The 19,394-nt window shown below is 71.1% G+C and carries 19 protein-coding genes and 1 riboswitch; of the genes, 13 read left to right on the top strand and 6 right to left on the bottom strand.

What is annotated here, in order from left to right; genetic code table 11:
• The first annotated feature begins 11 nt into the window (after positions 1-11).
• The 8 genes from E4N62_RS11915 to E4N62_RS11880 all read left to right on the top strand — a co-directional run bounded on the left by E4N62_RS11915 (position 12) and on the right by E4N62_RS11880 (position 6,436).
• Positions 12-806 (top strand): SDR family NAD(P)-dependent oxidoreductase, encoded by a 795-nt coding sequence (locus E4N62_RS11915; RefSeq protein WP_230213842.1) that lies wholly within the window; start codon positions 12-14, stop codon positions 804-806.
• 91 nt (positions 807-897) lie between these two features.
• Positions 898-1,920, top strand: coding sequence for a glycosyl hydrolase (locus E4N62_RS11910; RefSeq protein ID WP_230213841.1), 1,023 nt, complete (start codon positions 898-900; stop codon positions 1,918-1,920).
• Positions 1,921-1,922: 2 nt separating this feature from the next.
• Positions 1,923-2,450, top strand: a complete 528-nt coding sequence (locus tag E4N62_RS11905) for a VOC family protein (protein WP_230213840.1) — start codon at positions 1,923-1,925, stop codon at positions 2,448-2,450.
• 64 nt (positions 2,451-2,514) lie between these two features.
• Positions 2,515-3,117, top strand: a complete 603-nt coding sequence (locus E4N62_RS11900) for an amino acid synthesis family protein (protein WP_230213839.1) — start codon at positions 2,515-2,517, stop codon at positions 3,115-3,117.
• Between the two features lies 1 nt (position 3,118).
• Positions 3,119-3,991: an alpha/beta fold hydrolase gene (locus tag E4N62_RS11895; protein ID WP_230213838.1), complete on the top strand. Its 873-nt coding sequence runs from the start codon at positions 3,119-3,121 to the stop codon at positions 3,989-3,991.
• Positions 3,988-5,670 carry a bifunctional 3-(3-hydroxy-phenyl)propionate/3-hydroxycinnamic acid hydroxylase gene (locus E4N62_RS11890; protein WP_230213837.1) on the top strand — a complete coding sequence of 561 codons (1,683 nt, stop codon included), beginning with the start codon at positions 3,988-3,990 and terminating at the stop codon, positions 5,668-5,670. The genes E4N62_RS11895 and E4N62_RS11890 overlap by 4 nt, the downstream gene beginning before the upstream one ends.
• Entirely contained in the window at positions 5,667-6,005 is a 339-nt protein-coding gene (locus tag E4N62_RS11885; RefSeq protein WP_230213836.1) for an NIPSNAP family protein, read from the top strand. The genes E4N62_RS11890 and E4N62_RS11885 overlap by 4 nt, the downstream gene beginning before the upstream one ends.
• Positions 6,002-6,436: a carboxymuconolactone decarboxylase family protein gene (locus tag E4N62_RS11880; protein WP_230213835.1), complete on the top strand. Its 435-nt coding sequence runs from the start codon at positions 6,002-6,004 to the stop codon at positions 6,434-6,436. Before E4N62_RS11885 ends, E4N62_RS11880 begins: the two co-directional genes overlap by 4 nt.
• A gap of 77 nt (positions 6,437-6,513) precedes the next feature.
• Here E4N62_RS11880 and E4N62_RS11875 read toward each other — a convergent pair whose 3' ends face one another.
• Positions 6,514-8,010 (bottom strand): APC family permease, encoded by a 1,497-nt coding sequence (locus tag E4N62_RS11875; protein WP_230213834.1) that lies wholly within the window; start codon positions 8,008-8,010, stop codon positions 6,514-6,516.
• A gap of 351 nt (positions 8,011-8,361) precedes the next feature.
• Between E4N62_RS11875 and E4N62_RS11870 the strand changes: the two genes are divergently transcribed.
• The 4 genes from E4N62_RS11870 to E4N62_RS11855 all read left to right on the top strand — a co-directional run bounded on the left by E4N62_RS11870 (position 8,362) and on the right by E4N62_RS11855 (position 12,573).
• On the top strand, positions 8,362-9,348 hold the full coding sequence (locus E4N62_RS11870; RefSeq protein ID WP_230213833.1) for a helix-turn-helix domain-containing protein: 987 nt from the start codon (positions 8,362-8,364) through the stop codon (positions 9,346-9,348).
• Between the two features lie 227 nt (positions 9,349-9,575).
• Positions 9,576-11,456 carry a primary-amine oxidase gene (locus E4N62_RS11865; RefSeq protein WP_230214099.1) on the top strand — a complete coding sequence of 627 codons (1,881 nt, stop codon included), beginning with the start codon at positions 9,576-9,578 and terminating at the stop codon, positions 11,454-11,456.
• A complete protein-coding gene (locus tag E4N62_RS11860) occupies positions 11,449-11,937 on the top strand; it encodes a hypothetical protein (RefSeq protein ID WP_230213832.1) in 489 nt (162 codons plus the stop codon). The genes E4N62_RS11865 and E4N62_RS11860 overlap by 8 nt, the downstream gene beginning before the upstream one ends.
• 51 nt (positions 11,938-11,988) lie before the next feature.
• Complete coding sequence (locus E4N62_RS11855; RefSeq protein WP_230213831.1) at positions 11,989-12,573, top strand: TetR/AcrR family transcriptional regulator; 585 nt, start codon at positions 11,989-11,991, stop codon at positions 12,571-12,573.
• A 269-nt stretch (positions 12,574-12,842) separates the two neighbouring features.
• Here the strand turns inward: E4N62_RS11855 and E4N62_RS11850 are convergent, their stop codons facing one another.
• The 3 genes from E4N62_RS11850 to E4N62_RS11840 all read right to left on the bottom strand — a co-directional run bounded on the left by E4N62_RS11850 (position 12,843) and on the right by E4N62_RS11840 (position 17,477).
• Positions 12,843-13,628, bottom strand: coding sequence for an SGNH/GDSL hydrolase family protein (locus E4N62_RS11850; RefSeq protein ID WP_230214098.1), 786 nt, complete (start codon positions 13,626-13,628; stop codon positions 12,843-12,845).
• Positions 13,629-13,913: 285 nt separating this feature from the next.
• Positions 13,914-14,936 (bottom strand): M23 family metallopeptidase, encoded by a 1,023-nt coding sequence (locus tag E4N62_RS11845; RefSeq protein ID WP_230213830.1) that lies wholly within the window; start codon positions 14,934-14,936, stop codon positions 13,914-13,916.
• A gap of 4 nt (positions 14,937-14,940) precedes the next feature.
• A riboswitch (cyclic di-AMP (ydaO/yuaA leader) is annotated at positions 14,941-15,099 on the bottom strand.
• 302 nt (positions 15,100-15,401) lie between these two features.
• Positions 15,402-17,477, bottom strand: a complete 2,076-nt coding sequence (locus tag E4N62_RS11840; protein ID WP_230213829.1) for an alpha-galactosidase — start codon at positions 17,475-17,477, stop codon at positions 15,402-15,404.
• Positions 17,478-17,733: 256 nt separating this feature from the next.
• On the opposite strand from E4N62_RS11840, the gene E4N62_RS11835 reads away from it, so the two are divergent.
• Positions 17,734-18,531 carry a tyrosine-protein phosphatase gene (locus E4N62_RS11835; RefSeq protein WP_230213828.1) on the top strand — a complete coding sequence of 266 codons (798 nt, stop codon included), beginning with the start codon at positions 17,734-17,736 and terminating at the stop codon, positions 18,529-18,531.
• An 18-nt stretch (positions 18,532-18,549) separates the two neighbouring features.
• Here E4N62_RS11835 and E4N62_RS11830 read toward each other — a convergent pair whose 3' ends face one another.
• Positions 18,550-18,672, bottom strand: coding sequence for a DUF6126 family protein (locus tag E4N62_RS11830; RefSeq protein ID WP_184902031.1), 123 nt, complete (start codon positions 18,670-18,672; stop codon positions 18,550-18,552).
• Positions 18,669-19,313, bottom strand: a complete 645-nt coding sequence (locus E4N62_RS11825) for a helix-turn-helix domain-containing protein (RefSeq protein WP_374116981.1) — start codon at positions 19,311-19,313, stop codon at positions 18,669-18,671. Before E4N62_RS11825 ends, E4N62_RS11830 begins: the two co-directional genes overlap by 4 nt.
• Positions 19,314-19,394: the final 81 nt, after the last annotated feature.

The following is a 19,394-nucleotide window of genomic DNA, read 5'->3' as shown; positions in this document are numbered from 1 at the left end:
TGGAGCCATGCATGGACCTCGAACTGGATGGCAGGACCGCCATCGTCACCGGCGGCAGCCTCGGTATCGGCCGGGCCACCGCTCGCGCGCTCGCCGCGGAGGGCGCGACCGTCGTCGTCACCGCCCGTCGGCTGCCCCTGCTGGAACGTACCGCCAAGGAGCTGGAGGCGGAGACCGGCAGCCGGGTCGTCCCGCTCGTGTCGGACACCGACGACACCGAGTCCGTGCGCGCCATGGTGCGGCGCGTGGCCGACGAGTTCGGACGCGTCGACATCCTCGTCAACGGCGCGGCGGCCCCGTCCGGGCTGGTGCGCAACGCGGTCGAGGAGGCCGACCCGGAGCTGCTGCTCGCCGACCTCAACACCAAGGTCGTCGGCTACTTCCGCTGCGCGCAGGCCGTCACCCCGCACATGAAGGCGAACGGCTACGGCCGGATCATCAACATCGGCGGGCTGACCGGCCGTTCCAGCCACGCGCTCTCCGGAATGCGCAATCTCGCCGTCGTCCACCTCACGAAGGTGCTCTCCGACCAGCTCGGCCCGTCCGGCGTCACCGTCAACACGCTGCACCCCGGTGTGGTGGAGACCGAGCACATCCACGAGTTGTACGAGAAGGAGGCCGCCAAGCGCGGCGTCACCGCGGCCGAGGTCGAGGCGGACTTCGTCGCCCGCACACCGATCCGCCGGGTCCTGGAGGCGGACGAGATCGCCCAGGCCGTCTGCTTCCTCGCCTCCCCCAGGGCCGCCGCGATCACCGGGGAGTCGCTCGGCATGGACGGCGGCCTCACCCGCGGCATCTTCCTCTGACAGCCCCCGGACGTCTCCACCGCAGTCCCCGCGCCCCTCAACACCCCTCACACACCCCCTCGTTCCGCAGCTCCGAAAGGAAGAACCCCACATGGAAGGCACCATCCTGGTCGCCACCGCAGGCCAGGGCGTCCTGCGCTCCTCCGACGACGGCGCCACCTGGTCCCGGCTCGGACTCGGGCAGGCCCTGGAGTTCGACGCCGTCGTCCGCTGCCTGGCCGTCCACCCCGAACAGCCCGAGGTCGTCTTCGCCGGCGCCGACGCGGGACTCGTGCGCAGCGGTGACGCCGGGGTCACCTGGCACCGTGTCGACTCACCGATGAACGACCGGACCATCTGGTCTCTGGCGATCGACCCCACCCACCCGGACACCATGCTCGTCGGGACCGGCGCCCCCTCACGGGCCGCCATGTTCCGCACCACGGACGGCGGCGCCGGCTGGGAGCAACTGCCGCCCGAGATCCCGGAGTTCTGCGCGGGCGTCAACCGTCCCCGCATCCTGACCTGCGTCGTCGACCGCCATGAGCCGAAGAACATGTGGTTCGGCGTCGAGGAGGGCGGCCTGTGGCGCAGCGGCGACCGCGGCGACACCTGGGAGCGGATCGACGGCACTCCGGCCTCCCTGCCCCAGGGGGTGACCAACTCGGACGTGCACTGTGTCGTCGTCCTCGAGGGCCCGCCGAAGACGATCGTCGTCGCGGTCGTCAACGCGCTGTTCGTGAGCCATGACGACGGGGCCACCTGGACCCGCACCGACTCCCGCAAGACGTTCGGCATCTACTACACCCGGCTGGTCAAGCAGCTCCCCGGCACCGACGACCTGCTGCTCGGCATCGGTGACGGCACCCCCGGCACCACCACCCGGATCCTGCGCTCCGAGGATCTGGGGCGCACCTGGCAGGACACGGTGATGGAAACGCCCGCCAACTCGACCGTCTGGGCCTTCGGCACCCACCCCGCCGACCCGGAACTGGTCTTCGCGGGCACGAAGTACGGCCATCTCCTGCGCTCCACGGACGCCGGGCGCAGCTGGCGCAAGGAGTGGCGCGAGTTCAGCGAGATCACCGATGTGACCTGGACCCCCGCCGTAGCGCCCACCACGGAAGGACACTGAGCATGGAGCCCGACGAGCGTGTACTGGCCCCGCACGAGGAGCCCACGCCGATCCCCGCCGACCCGCGTGACGTCGTGCGGCCGCGGGTGCGGCGGACCCATCTGTCGCTGTTCGTCCGCGACCCGGAGGCCTCGGCCGCGTGGTACGAGGACGTCCTGGGCATGGAGGTCACCGCGCGCGGCCCGCAGTGGGTGTTCCTGTCCTTCGGCAGGAAGCACCACGACATCGCCCTGATCCGCGCCGAGGAGGGAGCGGTCGCCGGAGGCCTCGGTCTCCAGCACTACGGGCTGGAGGTGGAGGGCGACCTCGACGAGTGGCGGCGGCTGTACGGGATGCTCCTGGCCAAGGACGTGCCCGTGGTGAAGACCACCGATCACAAGATCGGCTTCGGGCTCTACTTCACCGACCCGGACGGCAACCGCTTCGAGTTCTTCCACGAGACGGTCACCGACGACGAGGAGGGCAAGCGCGTCCTCGGCCGGTACGGAGCCCCCAGCGAACCCGTGGAGATCGAACCGCTCCGCGGGTGACCCGCCGCCCCTCACTCGCCCCACCGTCCCTCACTCACCCCTGACCGACCCGGAGGAAAGACCCATGCCCCAGCCCAACTTCGCCGGGTACCACATACGCAAGTGGTTCACCCAGACCGAGGACACCCTCGCCAACGAGACCGGTGTCCTCGCGGACGGCGACCCCGTCCGTAAGATCGTGATCGCGGCGGCGGTCCACAACCCCTACGCCGGGCGGTTCAGCCAGGACCTCGGCCACATCGTGGCCGATTCGCCGAAGTTGGGTGAGGAGTTCGGCCGGCGCGCCCTGGAAGCGGCCGGTGGCCTCGCGATCCAGAGCTACGGAAAGGCGTGCCTGGTGGGCACGGCCGGCGAGTACGAGCATGGCAACGCCTTCCTCACCGCGGTCTTCGCGGACCCGGTGCGCGAGGCGGTCGGCGGCGGTAGGGCCTGGGTGCCGTCGACGGGCAAGCGGGGCGGGCCCGGCACGGTCCTCGACGTTCCGCTGGCCCACAAGGACGCTCTGTACGTCCGCTCCCACTACGACACCATCACGGTGAGCTTCTCCGACGCCCCGAACCCGGACGAGGTCGTCGTCGTGTTCGCGTTCGCCACCCGCGGTCGGCTGCACGCCCGGCTGGGCGGTATCGCCGCCGACGAGGTCCAGGGCCAGGACGGGCTGCGCTGAGATGGCCGTCGACACCACCTCCGGCGGGCGGGACCGGTTCCTCACGCTCAACGGGCTGCGCGCCCACTACGTGGAGTGGGGCGAGGCGGACCGGCCCGCGATCGTCATGCTGCACGGACTGCGCAGCTACGCCCGGACGTTCGAGCCGCTGGCCGGGCGGTTGCAGGACCGGTACCGCGTCCTGGCCCTCGACGCGCGCGGGCGGGGCGACAGCGACTGGGACCCGAACGGCGCGTACCACACGGAGTCCTACGTCGCCGATCTGGAGAAGTTCACCGACCTCCTCGGCCTGGACGGATTCGTGCTGCTCGGCCACTCCATGGGCGGCGCCACCACGTACGTCTACGCGGCACGCCACCCCGAGCGGGTGCGTGCGGCGGTCGTCGAGGACATCGGCCCCGGCTCCTCGCTGTCCGGTGCGGGCGCCGAGCGCATAAGAAGGGAAGTGGCCGAGACCCCGCGTGACTTCCCCGACCAGGAGGCGGCCCGCCGGTACTGGCGGAGCATCCGGCCGCACATCTCCGAAGGGGCCCTCGAATCCAGGCTGCGGCACACCCTCACACCGGACGAACAGGGGCGCTGGCGCTGGAAGTTCGACCTGGCGGGCATCGCGGCGGCCCGCCTCGACCCGGATCCGGCCCGCCAGGTCGACCTGTGGCCGTATGTCGAGGCGCTGCGCTGCCCGACCCTGGTCGTCCGCGGCGGGGAGTCCGACTTCCTGCCCGCCGCCACGGCGGTGGCGATGACGCTGCGCAACCCGCGGATCCGGCTGGTGGACGTCCCGGGCGCGGGCCATTACGTGCACGACGACGCCCCGGAGCCCTTCCACCACCATTTCACCCGATTCCTCAGGAGCGCGGAGGCCGTGCGATGACCGAACCCGTCGTGCACCGCGCCCAGGTGGCCGTCGTCGGCGCCGGACCCGTCGGTGTGACAGTCGCCAACTACCTGGGCCGCTACGGAGTGCGCACCCTGCTGATCGACCGCAGCGAGGACATCGTCGACTATCCCCGCGCGGTCGGCATGGACGACGAGTGCCTGCGCAGTTTCCAGGGCATCGGGCTCGCCGAGGAGATGCTCGGTGACATGATCCAGAACGTGCCGCTGAAGATGTTCGCCGCGAACGGCCACTGCCTGGCCGACATCCGGCCGGACACCAAGGAGTTCGGCTGGCCCCGGCGGAACATCTTCATGCAGCAACTCGCCGAACGCACCTTGCGCGAGGGTCTCACCCGCTATCCGCGCGTGCGGTCCCTGCTGGGGCATGAGCTGGTGCGTCTGGAGCAGGACGGCACCGAGGCCCGGCTCCACGTCGTCGGGCCCGACGGACAACGGGGGCTGGTGCACGCCGACTACGTGGTCGCCGCCGACGGCGGCCGCAGTACCGTGCGCGAGCAGCTGGGCATCCCGTTGAGCGGGGACACCCACCCGCGCAAGTGGGTGGTCATCGAGTGCGACAACGATCCGCTCGACGCCCCTTACACGGGGCTGCACGGCGACCCGAAACGCCCGTACGTCTGCCTGGACCTGCCGTACAACTACCGCCGCTGGGAGTTCATGCTGTTCCCCGGCGAGGACGCCGAGGCGATGCTGCGGCCGGAGAAGGTGCACGAGCTGCTGTCCAGTCATGTGCCCGATCCCACGGCGCTCCACATCATCCGGGCCCGCGTGTACACACACCACTCGCGGGTGGCCGACCGGTTCGTGGACGGCCGGGTCTGTCTCGTGGGCGACGCCGCCCACCTGATGCCGCCGTGGGCGGGGCAGGGCATGAACACGGGAATCCGGGACGCGACCAACATCGCGTGGAAGCTGGCCGGCGTCGTCAGCGGTCGCGCCCATCCGCGGATCCTCGCCACCTACGACACCGAGCGGCGTGAGCACGCCCACGCGATGGTGAAGCTGTCGGACGCCATCGGCCGGTTCCTCTCGCCGACGAACACCACGGTGGCCCGGGCGCGCGACACGCTGGTGCGGGGCCTCACCGTCGCACCGCCGGTGCGCAGCTGGCTGGTGCACATGAGGTTCAAGCCCGTCCCCCGGTACACCGAGGGCATCATGCTGCACGGCCGACGGGCGGGGCGGCGGAACTCCCCGGTGGGCCGGATGTTCGTCCAGCCGAGGGTGGAGACCGCCGACGGGCGGGTCGTCCCGCTGGACGAGACCCTCGGCGAGTGGTTCGCCCTCATCGGCTACGGCACCGATCCGCTCGTCCATCTGGATCCCGACAGCCGTACCTTCTGGGACCGGATCGGCACGCGGTACCTCACGGTGGTCGAGTCCCGCTCGGGCCGGTCCCGTACCGAGCGGCGCACGTCGGCGACGGACTCGGTGACGGTGGAGGACGTCGACGGCACCCTGCGGGACTGGTTCGCCGCGCACGAGGGCGGTGTCGCCGTTGTCCGGCCGGACCGGTATCTCGCGGCCCTGGCCGTGCCCCGCGACCTCGGGGCGGTGACCGACGCGTTCGAGCGGCTGATCGCGCCGTCGCGGGCCGCGGAGTCCAAGGACGCCTGGCGTTCGGTGCCCGTCCCGGAGGGAGAGGCCTCGTGATCGTCGAGCAGCGGGACTACCTGCTCAAGCCGGGCGCGGCGGCGCACTACGTGCGGCTGTGGGAGGAGTACGGCCGAGAGCCCCAGGTGCGGATCCTCGGCAACCTCCTCGGCTGCTGGACCACCGAGGTCGGCGACCTCAACACGCTGGTCTACCTCTGGGGCTTCGAGAGCCTGGAGGACCGCGCCAAGAGACGCGCCGCGCTGGCGGAGGACGACGAGTTCGCGTCGTTCCGCGGCCGGGTGCGGGAGCTGCTCGTCCGGCAGACCAACCGGATCCTCGTCCCCGCCACCGAGCACGTCCATGTGCGCCCGTCCGGGGGAGGCCGGGGATGACCGCCGATCCGGCCCCCTCCGCGGCCGCGCAGGAGTACGTCGACGCCATGGCCCGCGACCGCGGGTACGTCCTCGACTACCACAAGGTCATGGCGCGGTACGACCTCGACGTCCTACGGGCGGCGAACGAGCTGGTCCGGGCGGCCTATCTGGCGCCCCGCAGTCTGGACCGCCGCACCAAGGAACTGCTGTTCATCCTCAGCCTGACCGTGATGCGCGCGGACCGGCATCACATCCAGAGCCACATCCGGGTGGCCCTCGACCTCGGGGTCACCCCGCGGGAGATCCTGGAGGTGATCGAGATCGCCCTGCCGGAGGCCGGCATCGTCGCCTTCCAGGCCGGGCTGGAGGCCTGGCGGGAGACGGTCGGCGCCGTCGGCATCGAACCGAACTCCGTTGACGGGGCGGGCGGTTCGGGCCCGGCGGAGTGAGCGGCGCGGCGCGGCGAGAAGGGGCGGTCTCCAGGAGACCGCCCCTTTCGGGTGCGGGAGCGCCACAGGGGGGAGCGTCAGAGGGAGGAGGGCACCTCGGGCGGCGCGGGCTCCGTCTCCCGGCCGTCCGTCCGGCGCCCGCCACCGCCGCCGAGACGGCCGCCCCGTACGGCGCCCAGGGCGAGCCCGCCGACGAACACCAGCAGGACGCCCAGCTCCAGGAGCAGGGCGGTGCCGCCGGAGGCGCTGATCAGGGTGGGGAAGTTGGCGATGGCCATGACCATGACGCCGAGCAGCAGCAGGACCGACACGCTCGGCGCGATCAGCGTGTGCCAGGGGCGGGTGTCCAGGCGGGTCCGCCGGAAGAAGGCCACGATGGAGAGCGAGGTGAGGATGTACAGCACCAGCAGCGACAGCACCGCCACTCCCCCGCCCCAGGTCAGCAGGGTGACCACCGGGTCGGCGCCGGCCACGGCGAACGGCACGACCATGGACAGGGCGAGGACGGTCTGCGCCAGCCCGGCGATGTGGGGCGCCCCGTGCCGGTTGGTGTGCGACAGCCGGGCGGGCAGGACGCCGGTGGAGCCGAGCGAGTGGAGGTAGCGGTTGATCGCGTTGTGGAACGCGAGGATGCCCGCGAGGAGTGACGAGGCGAGCAGGACGGCCATGGTGTCGGTGGCCCACGGGCCGAGGGTGTCGGTCACGGGCGCCAGGACCACCGAGGTGGCGTCGCCGTCGCGCAGGGCGGCGCGTGCCACGTCCTGCACCCTGTCCGCGCCGTGGTGGCTGACGACCATCCAGGAGACGAAGCTGAAGAACACCGAGATGACGACGACGGAGAGGTAGGTGGCCCTCGGCACGGTGCGCGCGGGGTTCCTGGCCTCCTCCGCGTAGATGGCCGCGGACTCGAAGCCGATCATCGAGGCGATGGCGAAGGTCAGGGCCACGCCGGGCGCGCCGGCGAGGAACGCGGACGGCGCGAAGCTACCGGTGAGGTTCAGCCCCTGGGGGCCTCCGCCGGTGACGAACTCGTGGATCGCGAACGCCACGAGCAGCGAGCTCTCGGCGACGACGAGGAACGCCAGCAGCTTGGCGCCGAGTTCGATGTTGAGCGAGCCCAGGGTCTGCACGAGGGCCATCGTCGCCACCGCCCAGAGCCACCAGGGCAGGTCGACGGAGAGGTACTGCACGGCCAGGCCCTTGACGACGACGCCGTACAGGCCGTACATGCCCGCCTGGGTGGCGCCGTAGCAGAGCAGGGCGGTCTGGGAGGCGCCGACTCCGACGGTCCCGCCCAGCCCGCGTGTCACATAGGTGTAGAAGGCTCCCGCGTCCGTGACGTGCCGACTCATGGTGATGAACCCGACGGCGAAGACGGCGATGACGGCGCCGACGACGAGGTACGCGGCGGGCGCTCCACCGCCGTTGCCGAGGCCGAGCGGCACCGGCAGGGTGCCCACGATGCCGGTGAGGGGGGCCTGCGCGGACAGGACGAAGAAGAGGATGCCGGCCACACCGACCGCACCACGGCGTAGGTGCGTGCGGTGTCCCGGATCGCGTGACTGCTGGGACAAGGGGACTCCTTGATCAGTACGGAGCGCGCCGGCGGGGAACACGGCACGGGACCCGGACGGGGGACGCCGCATGGGGAGGGGGCGTCAGGCTGAGGACGGTCGCGTCCACGCCGGGACCGTGTCGGATCCTGGTGACCGCCGTCCGGATGTGATGGGGGACACTGTCCTGCCATCCGGGCCCGGGGAGGGTGCGCGGCCGTGCACGCGCTTTCGCCACTGCATGCACGGAGCGGAACCGAGGGGGCACGGACAGCGCTCCGCCGGTACGCCCCGGCGGACGGGAACGATCTTCCGGTCAAGGGGAGTTGACGATACGGTGGCGGAGCAGCAACGACCGGATGGAGCGCGTCCATGCGAACCGTCGTGACGACCGAGCAGGTCTCCCCGGACGAGCGGTTCGACTTCTGGGTCGAGGAGATGGCCCGTCTGATGGTCGCGCCGCTGGACACCACGCGGACGGCCACCGATGTCTTCCACGGCACGGCCGCCACCGGCCGGGTCGGCGCGCTGCGGCTGAGTTCGCTGAACGCGGGACCGTTGCGGGTACGGCGTACGGAGTCGTCGGCCGCGCGCCACGAGGAGGACTTCTACAAGCTGGCCCTCCAGGTCTCGGGCTCCGCGGTGATCGAGCAGGACGGCGTGCAGAGCCGGCTCACACCGGGTGACCTGGCGCTGTGCGACACCTCGCGCACGTACGGCTTCACCTACGAGAGCCCCTTCAGCACGGTGCTGGTGCTGGTGCCACGCCCGCTGATCCCGCTGCGACCGGAGACCCTGCGTGCGGTGACGGGCCGGCGGATGGCTCCGGACCAGGGGGTGGGCGCGGTCGTGGCGCCGTTCCTGCGGTCGCTGACCGAGCAGAGTGCGCACTGCGCGGGACCCGAGGTGTCGCGGCTGGCGGACGGAGCGGTGTCCCTGGTCACGGCGCTGCTGTGCGAGCGGCTCAACCGGGCGGCGCCGGTGGCACCCCATCTGGCGACCATGCTGCGCATCCGCGACTACATCGAGCGCCATCTCGCCGACCCTGACCTCACACCGGACGTGATCGCCGGGGCGCACGGCATCTCGCGGCGCTATCTCTTCAAGCTGTTCGCGCAGGAGGAGACGACGGTCGCCGGCTGGATCCGCACCCGACGGCTGGAGCAGTGCGCCCGTGACCTCTCCGACCCGGCGACCCGGGACCAGCCGGTGGCCGCTATAGCCGCCCGCTGGGGGCTCCTCGACGGCCGTCACTTCGCCCGCGTCTTCAAGGCGGTCTACGGCGAGACCCCGCGGGACTACCGGCGGCGGGCCGGACGGGGTCAGGCGCCGGTGCGGCCCGCGCGCCTGGGCGGCTGACGGTGCCGCGTCGCCCCGGTTCCGCCGCTCAGTGCACTGCGAGGTGGCGTTCCGTGCACGGGCTCGGCTGAGCACGGCGCTCCCGGCGGGAAAGCCCCTGCCGGGCTCTGGACGGGACACGGGCCGCGCGTTTTTCATCTACGCACGTTGAAAAAAGGCGGCCTCCCCTGGAAGGAACGCGATGACCTCCCTGCCCCTCACCCCTCGCACCGCTCACCCCGAGTGAGATCACCGCGGCCCGCGCGATCCTCGCCGAAGCCGGCCTGCTGACCGGCACCAGCCGCTTCGCGTACCTCGGCCTGGAAGAGCCGGAGAAGGACCTCCTGATGGCGCACGCCCCGGGCGATCCCGTCGACCGTCGTGTGCGGGTCATGCTGCACGACACGGCGGGGGCGCCCGCGCATGACGTCGTGCTCTCGCTGACCCGCCGCACGATCGACTCCGACCACACGCTCGATGCCGTCAAGGACGGGCAACTCCCCATCTTGGAGGAGGAGTTCGATCTGATCGAGGAGATCGTGGCCGCCGACGGGAGATGGCGGGCGGCGCTCGCCCGGCGCGGCCTCGACGGGGCGCTGGTGCGGGTCGCCCCGCTCTCCGCCGGGGTGTACGCGGACGAGTACCCCGACGAGGCCGGACGCCGTGTCCTGCGCGGCCTCGCCTTCGTCCAGAAACAGCCGGAGGACTACGCCTGGGGATGTCCCGTCGACGGTCTCGTCGTCTACGTCGACGTGCTGAACAGGACCGTCGACCGGATCATCGACCTCGACCCGGTGCCGCTGCCCGATGTGTCCGTCGACTTCGGCGACCCGGCGGTCACCGGCCGCCGCACCAGCCAGAAGCCCATCGAGATCACCCAACCCGAGGGGCCGAGCTTCACTCTCGACGGCAATCTCCTGGAGTGGGAGAACTGGTCCCTGCGGATCGGCTTCGACGCCCGCGAGGGCATGGTCCTCCACCAGATCGCGTTCCGCGACCGCGACAAGGGGCGCGACCGTCCCGTCATCCACCGCGCGTCGATCGCCGAGATGGTCGTCCCCTACGCCGACCCGTCGCCGGTGCGCTCCTGGCAGAACTACTTCGACACCGGCGAGTTCCTGATCGGCCGCATGGCGAACGCCCTCGAACTGGGCTGTGACTGCCTGGGCGACATCACCTACCTGGACGCCGTCATCGCCGACGACGCGGGGGCGCCGCGCACCCTGCGCAACGCGATCTGTCTGCACGAGGAGGACCACGGCATCCTCTGGAAGCACACCGACCTGTGGACCGGCCGGGCCGAGACCCGCCGCCAGCGCCGGATGGTGCTCTCCTTCTTCACCACCATCGGCAACTACGACTACGGCTTCTACTGGTACCTCTACCTCGACGGCGCCATCGAGTTCGAGGCGAAGGCCACCGGCATCGTCTTCCCCTCCGCCTACCCGGGGCCCGGCTACCCGTACGCCTCCGAGGTCGCCCCGGGGCTCGGCGCCCCATACCACCAGCACCTGTTCTGCGCCCGCCTGGACATGGCCGTCGACGGCCCGGCGAACCGGGTGGAGGAGATCGACGCCGTCCGGGTACCGATGGGACCGGACAACCCGCGGGGCAACGCGTTCACCTTCCGGCGCACACCGCTGCGCACCGAGTCGGAGGCCCAGCGGGACGCCGACCTCGCCGTCGGCCGGGTGTGGCACATCTCGAACCCCGAGTCTCTCAACTCCCTGGGCACGCCCGTCGGGTACACCCTCCACCCGGAGGGCAGGCCGACCCTGCTCGCCGACCCGGGCTCGTCCATCGCCGCCCGCGCCGCCTTCGCCACCCGGCATCTGTGGGTCACCGCCTACGATCCCGGCGAGCGCTACCCCGCCGGCGACTTCGTCAACCAGCATCCCGGCGGCGCGGGCCTGCCCGCCTACACGGCCGCGGACCGTTCCCTCGACGGCCGGTCGCTCGTCGTGTGGCACACCTTCGGCCTCACGCACGCCCCCCGCCCGGAGGACTGGCCGATCATGCCCGTCGACCACACGGGCTTCAAGCTCACCCCGACGGGCTTCTTCGACCGCAACCCGACACTGGACGTCCCACCGGCCGCGGCCGTCTCCCACGGCTGCTGCGATGCATGAACTGCTGGCGGTGGCCGGTCTGGCGGCGGCGGCGGTCTGCCTGGCCGGTCATCTGCCGGGGCCGGTGCGCGGCTGGGGGCCGCACGCCGTCGTCACGGTGGTGATGGCCGTGATGGTCCTGCCGGGCGAGCGGTCGGGCGGGGCGGCGCTCGCCGGTACCGCCGCCGTCGCGGCGGCCGCCGTGTGGCGGCTGTGCGCGGGGTGCCCGGGGCGCGGCAGAGCCGCCGAGACGGCCGACCTCGCGGCGATGGCACTGCTGACGGCGGCGGCCCTGCCGTGGGGAACGGCCGTGCCGCACCACGGAGCCGGTGCCGGAACGGGGGGCGGCGGGCTCGCGCTGCTCGTGGCCGGCTGCTGGGCGGCGACGCGGGCGGGAACCGTGATGTTCTCTCAACTACGCGGTGGACACGGCCCGTCGGCGCGACGGCAGGACGCGCCGGCGGTCCTCATGGTCGCGGCGATGACCGCCATGGCATGGTGAAGCGGCACAGGCGGGCGCCGGTCCCGTCGGAGGAAGGGAGTCGGCGGGCTCATGCCGAAGATCGTCGACCATGACGCGCGCCGTCGTGAGATCGTCGCGGCGGTGTGGGCGTTGATCGCCCGCGAGGGGCTCGACGCGGTCACGATGCGCGATCTCGCCGCCGAGGCGGGGTACGCCAACGGGGCCCTCGCCCCGTACTTCCGCGGCAAGGACGACATCCTGCTGGCGGCCTTCCAGTACGCGGTCGAGAGCACCGACGTGCGTGCCGAGCGGGCCATCGGCGACGCCACCGGGCTCGTGGCGCTGCGTCGGCTGTGCCACGAGATCATGCCGCTGGACGAGACACGGCTTCTGGAGGCCCGGGTCGTCGTCGCGTTCTGGGGCCGTGCCCTGCACGACCCGCGGATGGCGACCGTCCACGTCACCGCCGTGCACCGGTGGCGGCAGCGGATGACCGACTGTCTGGCCGAAGCCAGGGCGGCCGGCGAGATCCGGGGCGCCGCGCCGGACGAGCGGAGCGCCGACGCGCTGCTCGCGGTGCTGGCCGGTTTCCAGGTCAACGCGCTGCTCGTACCCCATACCGCGACGCCGGACCATCAACGGGCCGCCCTCGACAGCCTGCTGGCGTCCTTCTAGCGCCACGAAGGCCGCCCATTCATCTCATGAACCCGAATCATGAACCCGAAGGTCCGCCCGGGACCTGCATGTGGGGGGCGTTCCTCGCCACCACCGCCCTGCGCGAGCGCGGCATCATTTCCGAAGATCGCCCGACGCGGCCAACCGCACGGCTCGGGCCTGGGCACAGTCCGGCAAGCAAGACGGAGAGGTATACGAGAGGAACCGGTGGTTGAGGCCTCCTGGGTTTCTCAGGCCACCGCTCGGCCCTCAAGCCACGAACTCTGCCCTCAAGCCACCGTCTCGATCCGCAACCTGATGTCGTCCGGCGACAGCTGCCCCTTCGCCGACACATGGTCCCCGGAGGACTCCCCCCGCAGCCGCCGGCCGATCCACGGCACCAGATACTCCCGCGCCCACTGGATGTTGTCCCGCCGCATCTCCAGCGTTCCGCGCGGCGGCAACGGCGGCCACGGCTGATCGGGATCCGCGGGGACCTCGACCCCCAGCACCTGCCCGGCCCGCAGAGCGACCCGCGTGTGCCCCTCCGGGGAGAGATGCAACCGGTCCAGGTCCCAGGCCCGCCGGTCCTGCACCGTCTTCAGCGACCACAGGTCCAGCACGGGGCACCCGTACCGGTCGGCGATGGCCCGGACATGCAGGTTGTACGTGGCGATCTTGCCTCGCAGATGCCTCAGCACCGGCACGTCACGGGTGTCGAACCCGGTCGTCACCATGACCGTGCCGACGGCCGAGGTGAGCCGGACGACCGCCCGCTCGAACCGCTCCGCGACCTCGTCGGGATCGGTGCCCGGCCGGATGATGTCGTTGCCGCCCGCACAGAAGGAGATCAGATCGGGGGCGAGCTCCAGCGCCCTCGGCACCTGGTCCTCCACGATCTGGTCGAGGAGCTTCCCCCGCACGGCCAGGTTGGTGTAGTCGAAGTCGCCCTCGGGCAACCGGTCCGCGAGAAGCACCGCGAACCGGTCGGCCCAGCCGACGAACCGCCCGTCGGGTCCGGGATCGCCGACGCCCTCGGTGAAGCTGTCCCCCAGCGCCACGTACGACCCGACCATTGCTCTGCTGTCCTTCGAATCGTCTGTCACATCGGGCCATGATTCACCTTCGGGTGTGACCTACGCGACCGTAATAAGGGCTTGACGGACGGTGAGATAGACCACGTGTCAAGTGTCGGTCAACCCGGAATACCCGGGCCCCGTCAGTGGAGCCTCCACACCCGGAAGTCCTCGAACCGGAAGTGGCCCCCAGCGGTCCGGCCCGCGCCCGCGGCCCTTCCCGGGAACTCCGAAGGCCGGACCCCGGTCATGGGGTCCGGCCTTCGGCGGGTGCGGCGGCGTGGATCAGATGCCGACGCCCTTCGAGCGGAGGTACGCCAGCGGGTCGATGTCCGAGCCGTAGTTCGGGCTGGTGCGCATCTCGAAGTGGAGGTGCGGTCCGGTGACGTTGCCGGTCGCGCCCGAGAGACCGATCTGCTGGCCGCCGCTCACGGACTGGCCGGCGGAGACGGAGATCGAGGACAGGTGGGCGTACTGGGCGTAATAGCCGTCGGCGAGCTTGACGACGACCTGGTTGCCGTACGCGCCGCCCCAGCCGGCCGAGACGACGGTGCCCGCGCCCACGGCCTTGAGGCTGGTCCCGGTGGGGGCCGCGAAGTCGACGCCCGTGTGGTAGCCGCTGGACCACATGCTGCCGGCGGTCTTGTACGCGGTACCGACGGTCGCGCTCAGGATGGGCCGGCTGAAGCCGGAGGCGTTGGACGACGACTGACCGCTGCCCGTGGAGGTCGACGCCTGGGTGTCCTTCGACTCCTGCTTCGCCGTACCCGAGGACTTCGAGGTCTCGGAGGACTTCGAGGTCTGGGAGGACTCGGCAGGCTTCGAGGACTGCGACAGCTGCGGCTTGGAGGACGAGCGCGACGTCTCGCTCGACGCGGCCCGCTCACCGATGGTGAGCTTCAGCCCCGGGTGGATGAGCGAGGGGTCGGAGCCGACCGCCTCACGGTTGTCCGAGTACAGCTGCTTCCAGCCGCCCTCGACGTCCTGCTCGTCCGCGATCTTCGCGAGGTAGTCGCCGACCTTGACCGAGTAGGTCTTGGGAGCCGCCTTCTTGGTGGTGGTTCTCTCCGCCTGCGCGGCCTTCTCGGCCTGCTCGATCCGTGCGCCCGCCTCGGCCGCGGCCTTCTCGGCGGCGATCGTGGCCGCCTTCCCGGAGACACCGGAGACGGTGGCGCTCGGGGTCGCGGCGTGGGCGCCCGCGGCTCCGATCAACGGCAGCGCGAGCGCCGCGCCACCGGTCCCGGCGGCGGCGATCGAGCGGGTGAAGCGCTGGGACTTCGGACGGCGGTGCTTACCCTTCGCGGGCATGACGAATTCCTCTCCGGCGCCTGCGAGGTGAGCTGTCGGGTGCGGACTGGAGATGTCCGGCCGTGCTTGCGCACGGCTTTACCCCTAGCCGTTCCGGAGACCGGAACAGGCGGTGATTCCTGTGGGTCCCCCGCTCCTGCCGTGGATCGGGTCGGTACGCGGCTCCGGTCGGCGGCAGGATTGGGCGTCCGTCCGGATTGACGCCGAACGTAAGCGACTTGTGCCCACAGAGACAACCATGGGGACTTCCTGTACGTCTTCCTCCCTGATCCTTACTCCAATTCGCCATCACACTCCGTAAATGACCGGTCTAGCGCGTATTCCAACCTCCCTGGAAATCAGCGCGAATTACGTGGACATGACGGCAACGGAACGTCACGAATATGACGCTGCTCACGCACCTACGGCCCAGTAGGCTTTATTCCGGGGCTTGTTGGAATTACAGCTTCATTTCGGACAGATCACTCAAGTGCGACGCAGGCGGATAACCTTCGCATCGAAGTCGCCGCGCAACCCCGTCGGCAATCCGTGGTGCGCCAGCACGGCACCTCGGTACGTTTCGCCCGTTTCGCGGCACTCGTACGCCGCCCCCGGATCCAGCCCGCGCAGCCGGAGCGGGGAGAGCGGCTCTCCGTAGTGCTGGGCCTGGAGCAGCGCGAGGACGACCACCTCGTCACCGTGGACGTACTCCACGGCACTCAGCCCTCCCGCCGGCGGCCGCAGCCGGTACAGGTCGCCCCGCTGCACGACGGGCCGGATCTCCTTGTACAGCTCCACCCACTCCCGGGCCTCGGCCAACTCCTCCTCGCTCCACTCGGTGAGGTCGCCGCCCACGCCGAGCACACCCGCCATCGCGCTGACGAACCGGAACCGCAGCGAGCTGACCCGCCCGTTGAGCTGGTTGTTCGGGCTGTCGGTGACCCACGCGGCCATGCTCCGGGCGGGATGGATCTGGCTGAAGCCGTGCTGGATGGCGAGCCGGTCGAGCGGGTCGGTGTTGTCGGAGGTCCACACCTGGTCCGTCCGCGCCAGGACCCCGAGGTCGATCCGGCCGCCGCCACCCGAGCACGACTCGAACGCGACCCCCGGGTGGGCGGCCCGCAGCCGGTCCAACAGGGCGTAGAAGGCGTGCACGTGCTCCACCCACAGCTTCTGCGGATAGGGCTCGCCGGGCCAGCCGGCATCGGTGAAGCAGCGGTTGAAGTCCCACTTCACATAGTCGATCGGGGCGCTGGACAGGAGGGTGTCGAGCCGTTCCCAGAGGTATTCCTGGACGTCCTCGCGCGCGAGATTGAGTACGAGTTGATTGCGCAGTTCCGTCCGCTTTCGCCCCGGTTGGAACTGTGCCCACTCGGGGTGCGCCCGGTACAGCTCACTGTCCGGGTTGACCATTTCCGGCTCGACCCAGATGCCGAACTGCATCCCGAGGGCGTGCACCTGCTCGGCGAGCGGCTCGAGCCCCTTCGGGAAACGGTCCGGATTGGGGGTCCAGTCGCCGAGGCCGGCCCGGTCGCTGGTCCGCGCCCCGAACCAGCCGTCGTCCACGACGAACAACTCGACCCCGATCGCCGCGGCCCGCCGTGCGAGCGCCCCCTGCTGCTCCTCGGAGATGTCGAACTCCGTGGCCTCCCAGGAATTGAAGAGCACAGGCCGGTCCCGGTCCGCGTCCGGGATGACATACGCCCGCTGGTACGCGTGCCAGGCGCGGCTCGCCCCGCCGAAGCCGCCGTCGCTCCACAGGCCGGCGAAGACGGGCGTGGTGAACGTACCGCCCGTCTCCAGCAGCAGCAGTCCGGACTCGTCGTACCCGGCGCCGCCGGTGATCTGCACGCGGGCGTCCGGGAGTTGGGCCACCGCGATCCGCCAGGAACCCGACCAGCCCAGGGCGCAGCCGTAGACCTCGCCGCGCTCCTCGGTGGCGTCGGTGTCGAGGGCGACCCAGGGCAGGTGCTGATGGCCGGTGTGTCCGCGCCGACTGCCGAGGACCTTCTCGCCGTAGGTGAGGTCGGCGCGCACGAGCCGGGACTCGGCCGCCCACCGCCCGTGCAGCTGGGAGAGGCGCCAGGTGTCCTCCTCGCGCCGGGGCAGCGTCCAGGTCGCCGAATCGGCCCGCAGCAGCTCCACCGCCGGGCCCTCGTTGACGAGGGTCACCCAGCGCTCGACCACGTCGTCGCGCATCCGGTAGTGCAGGGTGATCCGGAGTCCGTCGTCGGTGAAGCGCAGCCGCAGCTCGTCGCCGTCGGCCTCGTACTCCTGGAAGGTCCACTCGGTGCCGCGTCGCTTCTCCGTGCGCACGGAGAGCGCGGGGCGGGTGAAGCGAGGTCCGCCCTCGACGGGGTACTCCTCGTGTCCGTCGACCGGGGCCTCGAAGGGCCGATACGGCAGCCGCTGCCGTGCGGCCAGCTCCTCTGCGTCCGCGAGGGCGATCCGGGGACCCCAGTGCAGGTGCAGCAGCTCGTCGTTCTCGGTGAGCCGCAGGGCATAGCTGCTCTCGGGTCCGCTGAGAAGCCAGGTCCGGCCGTCAGTTCCGATGTCCAACATCAAGCCCTCACAGATTCGAACAGGTACGATCGGGTTCCGACATCATCGCAGGTCGCCGCGGGCGCTCGACGGCGCCTGTGGACAACCGCCGAGACATCGGCACAGCGGCCTGTGGACAACTGCTCGGGGCTCGGGCGCCCGGCTGTGGACAACTCATTGGTGTACGCACCCATGTCGTATCGTCGAGTGCGCGCCTCGATGCCGAGTGCGCGGCCGTCGGCGGCCCGCGCGGACGGCCGGATGGGAGGGAGCCCCAGTGACGCAGCAGATCCCGTCGACCGAGCCCGAGCTGACCGGAGTGCGCAATTTCCGCGATGTGGGCGGCCTGCCGACGGTGGACGGCCGTCGGGTGCGTCACGGGGTGCTGTTCCGCAGCGGCCACCTGGCGCACGCCACCGACGAGGACGCCGCGTTCCTGGCCTCCCTGGGCCTGCACACGGTCTTCGACTTCCGTAACACGGCCGATCAGAAGCTGGAGGGCCCGGACGTCGAGCTGCCCGGCGTCCTCAATGTGAACCTGCCGCTGAGCGACCCGGCGGACGGCGCCGAGTTCTGGAAGATGGTCCGCGACGGCGACCTGGACCAGCTGCGGGAGCTGTTGGACGACGGCAAGGCGGCCGGCCGGATGATCGCCTCCTACCGGCGGATCATCAAGGACCGCACGGCCGAGCACTCCCGAGTGCTGCACGCACTGGCCGAGGACAGCGTGCCCGCGCTGATGCACTGCGCGGCGGGCAAGGACCGCGCGGGCCTCTCCGTCGCCATCACACTGCTCGCTCTCGGTGTGGAACGCGAGGCCATCGTCGCCGACTACCTGGAGTCGAACGCCAAGCACCGCCGCTACAAGGTGCACCGCAGCAGCACCGCGGCCAGCGCCTACTCCCCGGAGGTCATGGAGCTGCTGAGCCCGCTCTTCGACGCCCGCGCCGAGTACCTCCAGACGGCCTTCGACACCGTCGAGGAGACCTGGGGGGACGTGGACACGTATCTGGAGCAGGGCCTGAGGGTCACCCCGGAGACCCGGGAGCGGCTGCGCGAGCGCCTGCTCGACTAGCCCGCGGCCGGTGAGCCGTTACTGGTTGGCGCCCACCTCGAACAGCAGATAGATGAAGGCCGCGAAGACATGGCCGACCGCGATGTAGATGATGAGCCGCACCCACAGGGCGCGGGGGAACTTCTCTTCCAGGTCGCTCATGGCGTCTCTCCGGAGATGGTCGGCCCGAGGCACAGCGCGGCGTTCGGGCTCTGCAGCAGGGTGTGGACGAACAGGAGGTCGGCGCCGTCGTGGTCGGCGGCGGCGATGCGGTGCGGGGTCAGCGAGTCGAAGTGCGCGCTGTCCCCCGGCTCCAGCAGTTGCGCGGTGTCCCCGAGGCGCAGCCGCAGCCGCCCCTTGAGGACGTACAGCCACTCCTCGCCGGGATGCACCCGGACGATGTCGCCCTGCGAGCCGTGCGGCACGTGGACGCGCAGCGCCTGCATCCCGCGCCCGGACGCGCCCGCCTGCCAGTACGTCCAGCCGCCGGCCCGGGTGGGCTCCATGTCGGACGCCCGCAGCACGGCGTCCCGTTCGGCGACGGTCTCGCCGAGCAGTTCGGAGACGGTCGTACCGTAGACGCGGGCCAGCGCGAGCAGCATCGGCAGCGAGGGCTGGCGCTGTCCGGTCTCCAGCCGGGAGAGGTGGGCGGGTGACAACCCGGCGGCGCGGGCGGCGGCCTCCAGGGTGAGGGCGGCCCGGCGGCGCAGGCCCCGCAGCTGCGGGGCGACGGCGGGCAGTTCCGGGTCGACCGGGGGCTCGGGAGGTGGGTACCCTCGGAGGGGCTCATGCCCTCCATTCAGCCGCAGCTTTGCCTCTGCGGCAAATTTCTTGCCTCAGAGGCAAAGACCCGGGGACCGCACACCCGACGCCCCAGCACCCCA

Source organism: Streptomyces sp. MNU76 (assembly GCF_020982545.1).
In the GTDB taxonomy this organism is placed as follows: Bacteria; Actinomycetota; Actinomycetes; order Streptomycetales; family Streptomycetaceae; genus Streptomyces.
Note: the sequence above shows the minus strand (reverse complement) of the source record. Positions and strands in the feature narration are given on the sequence as shown.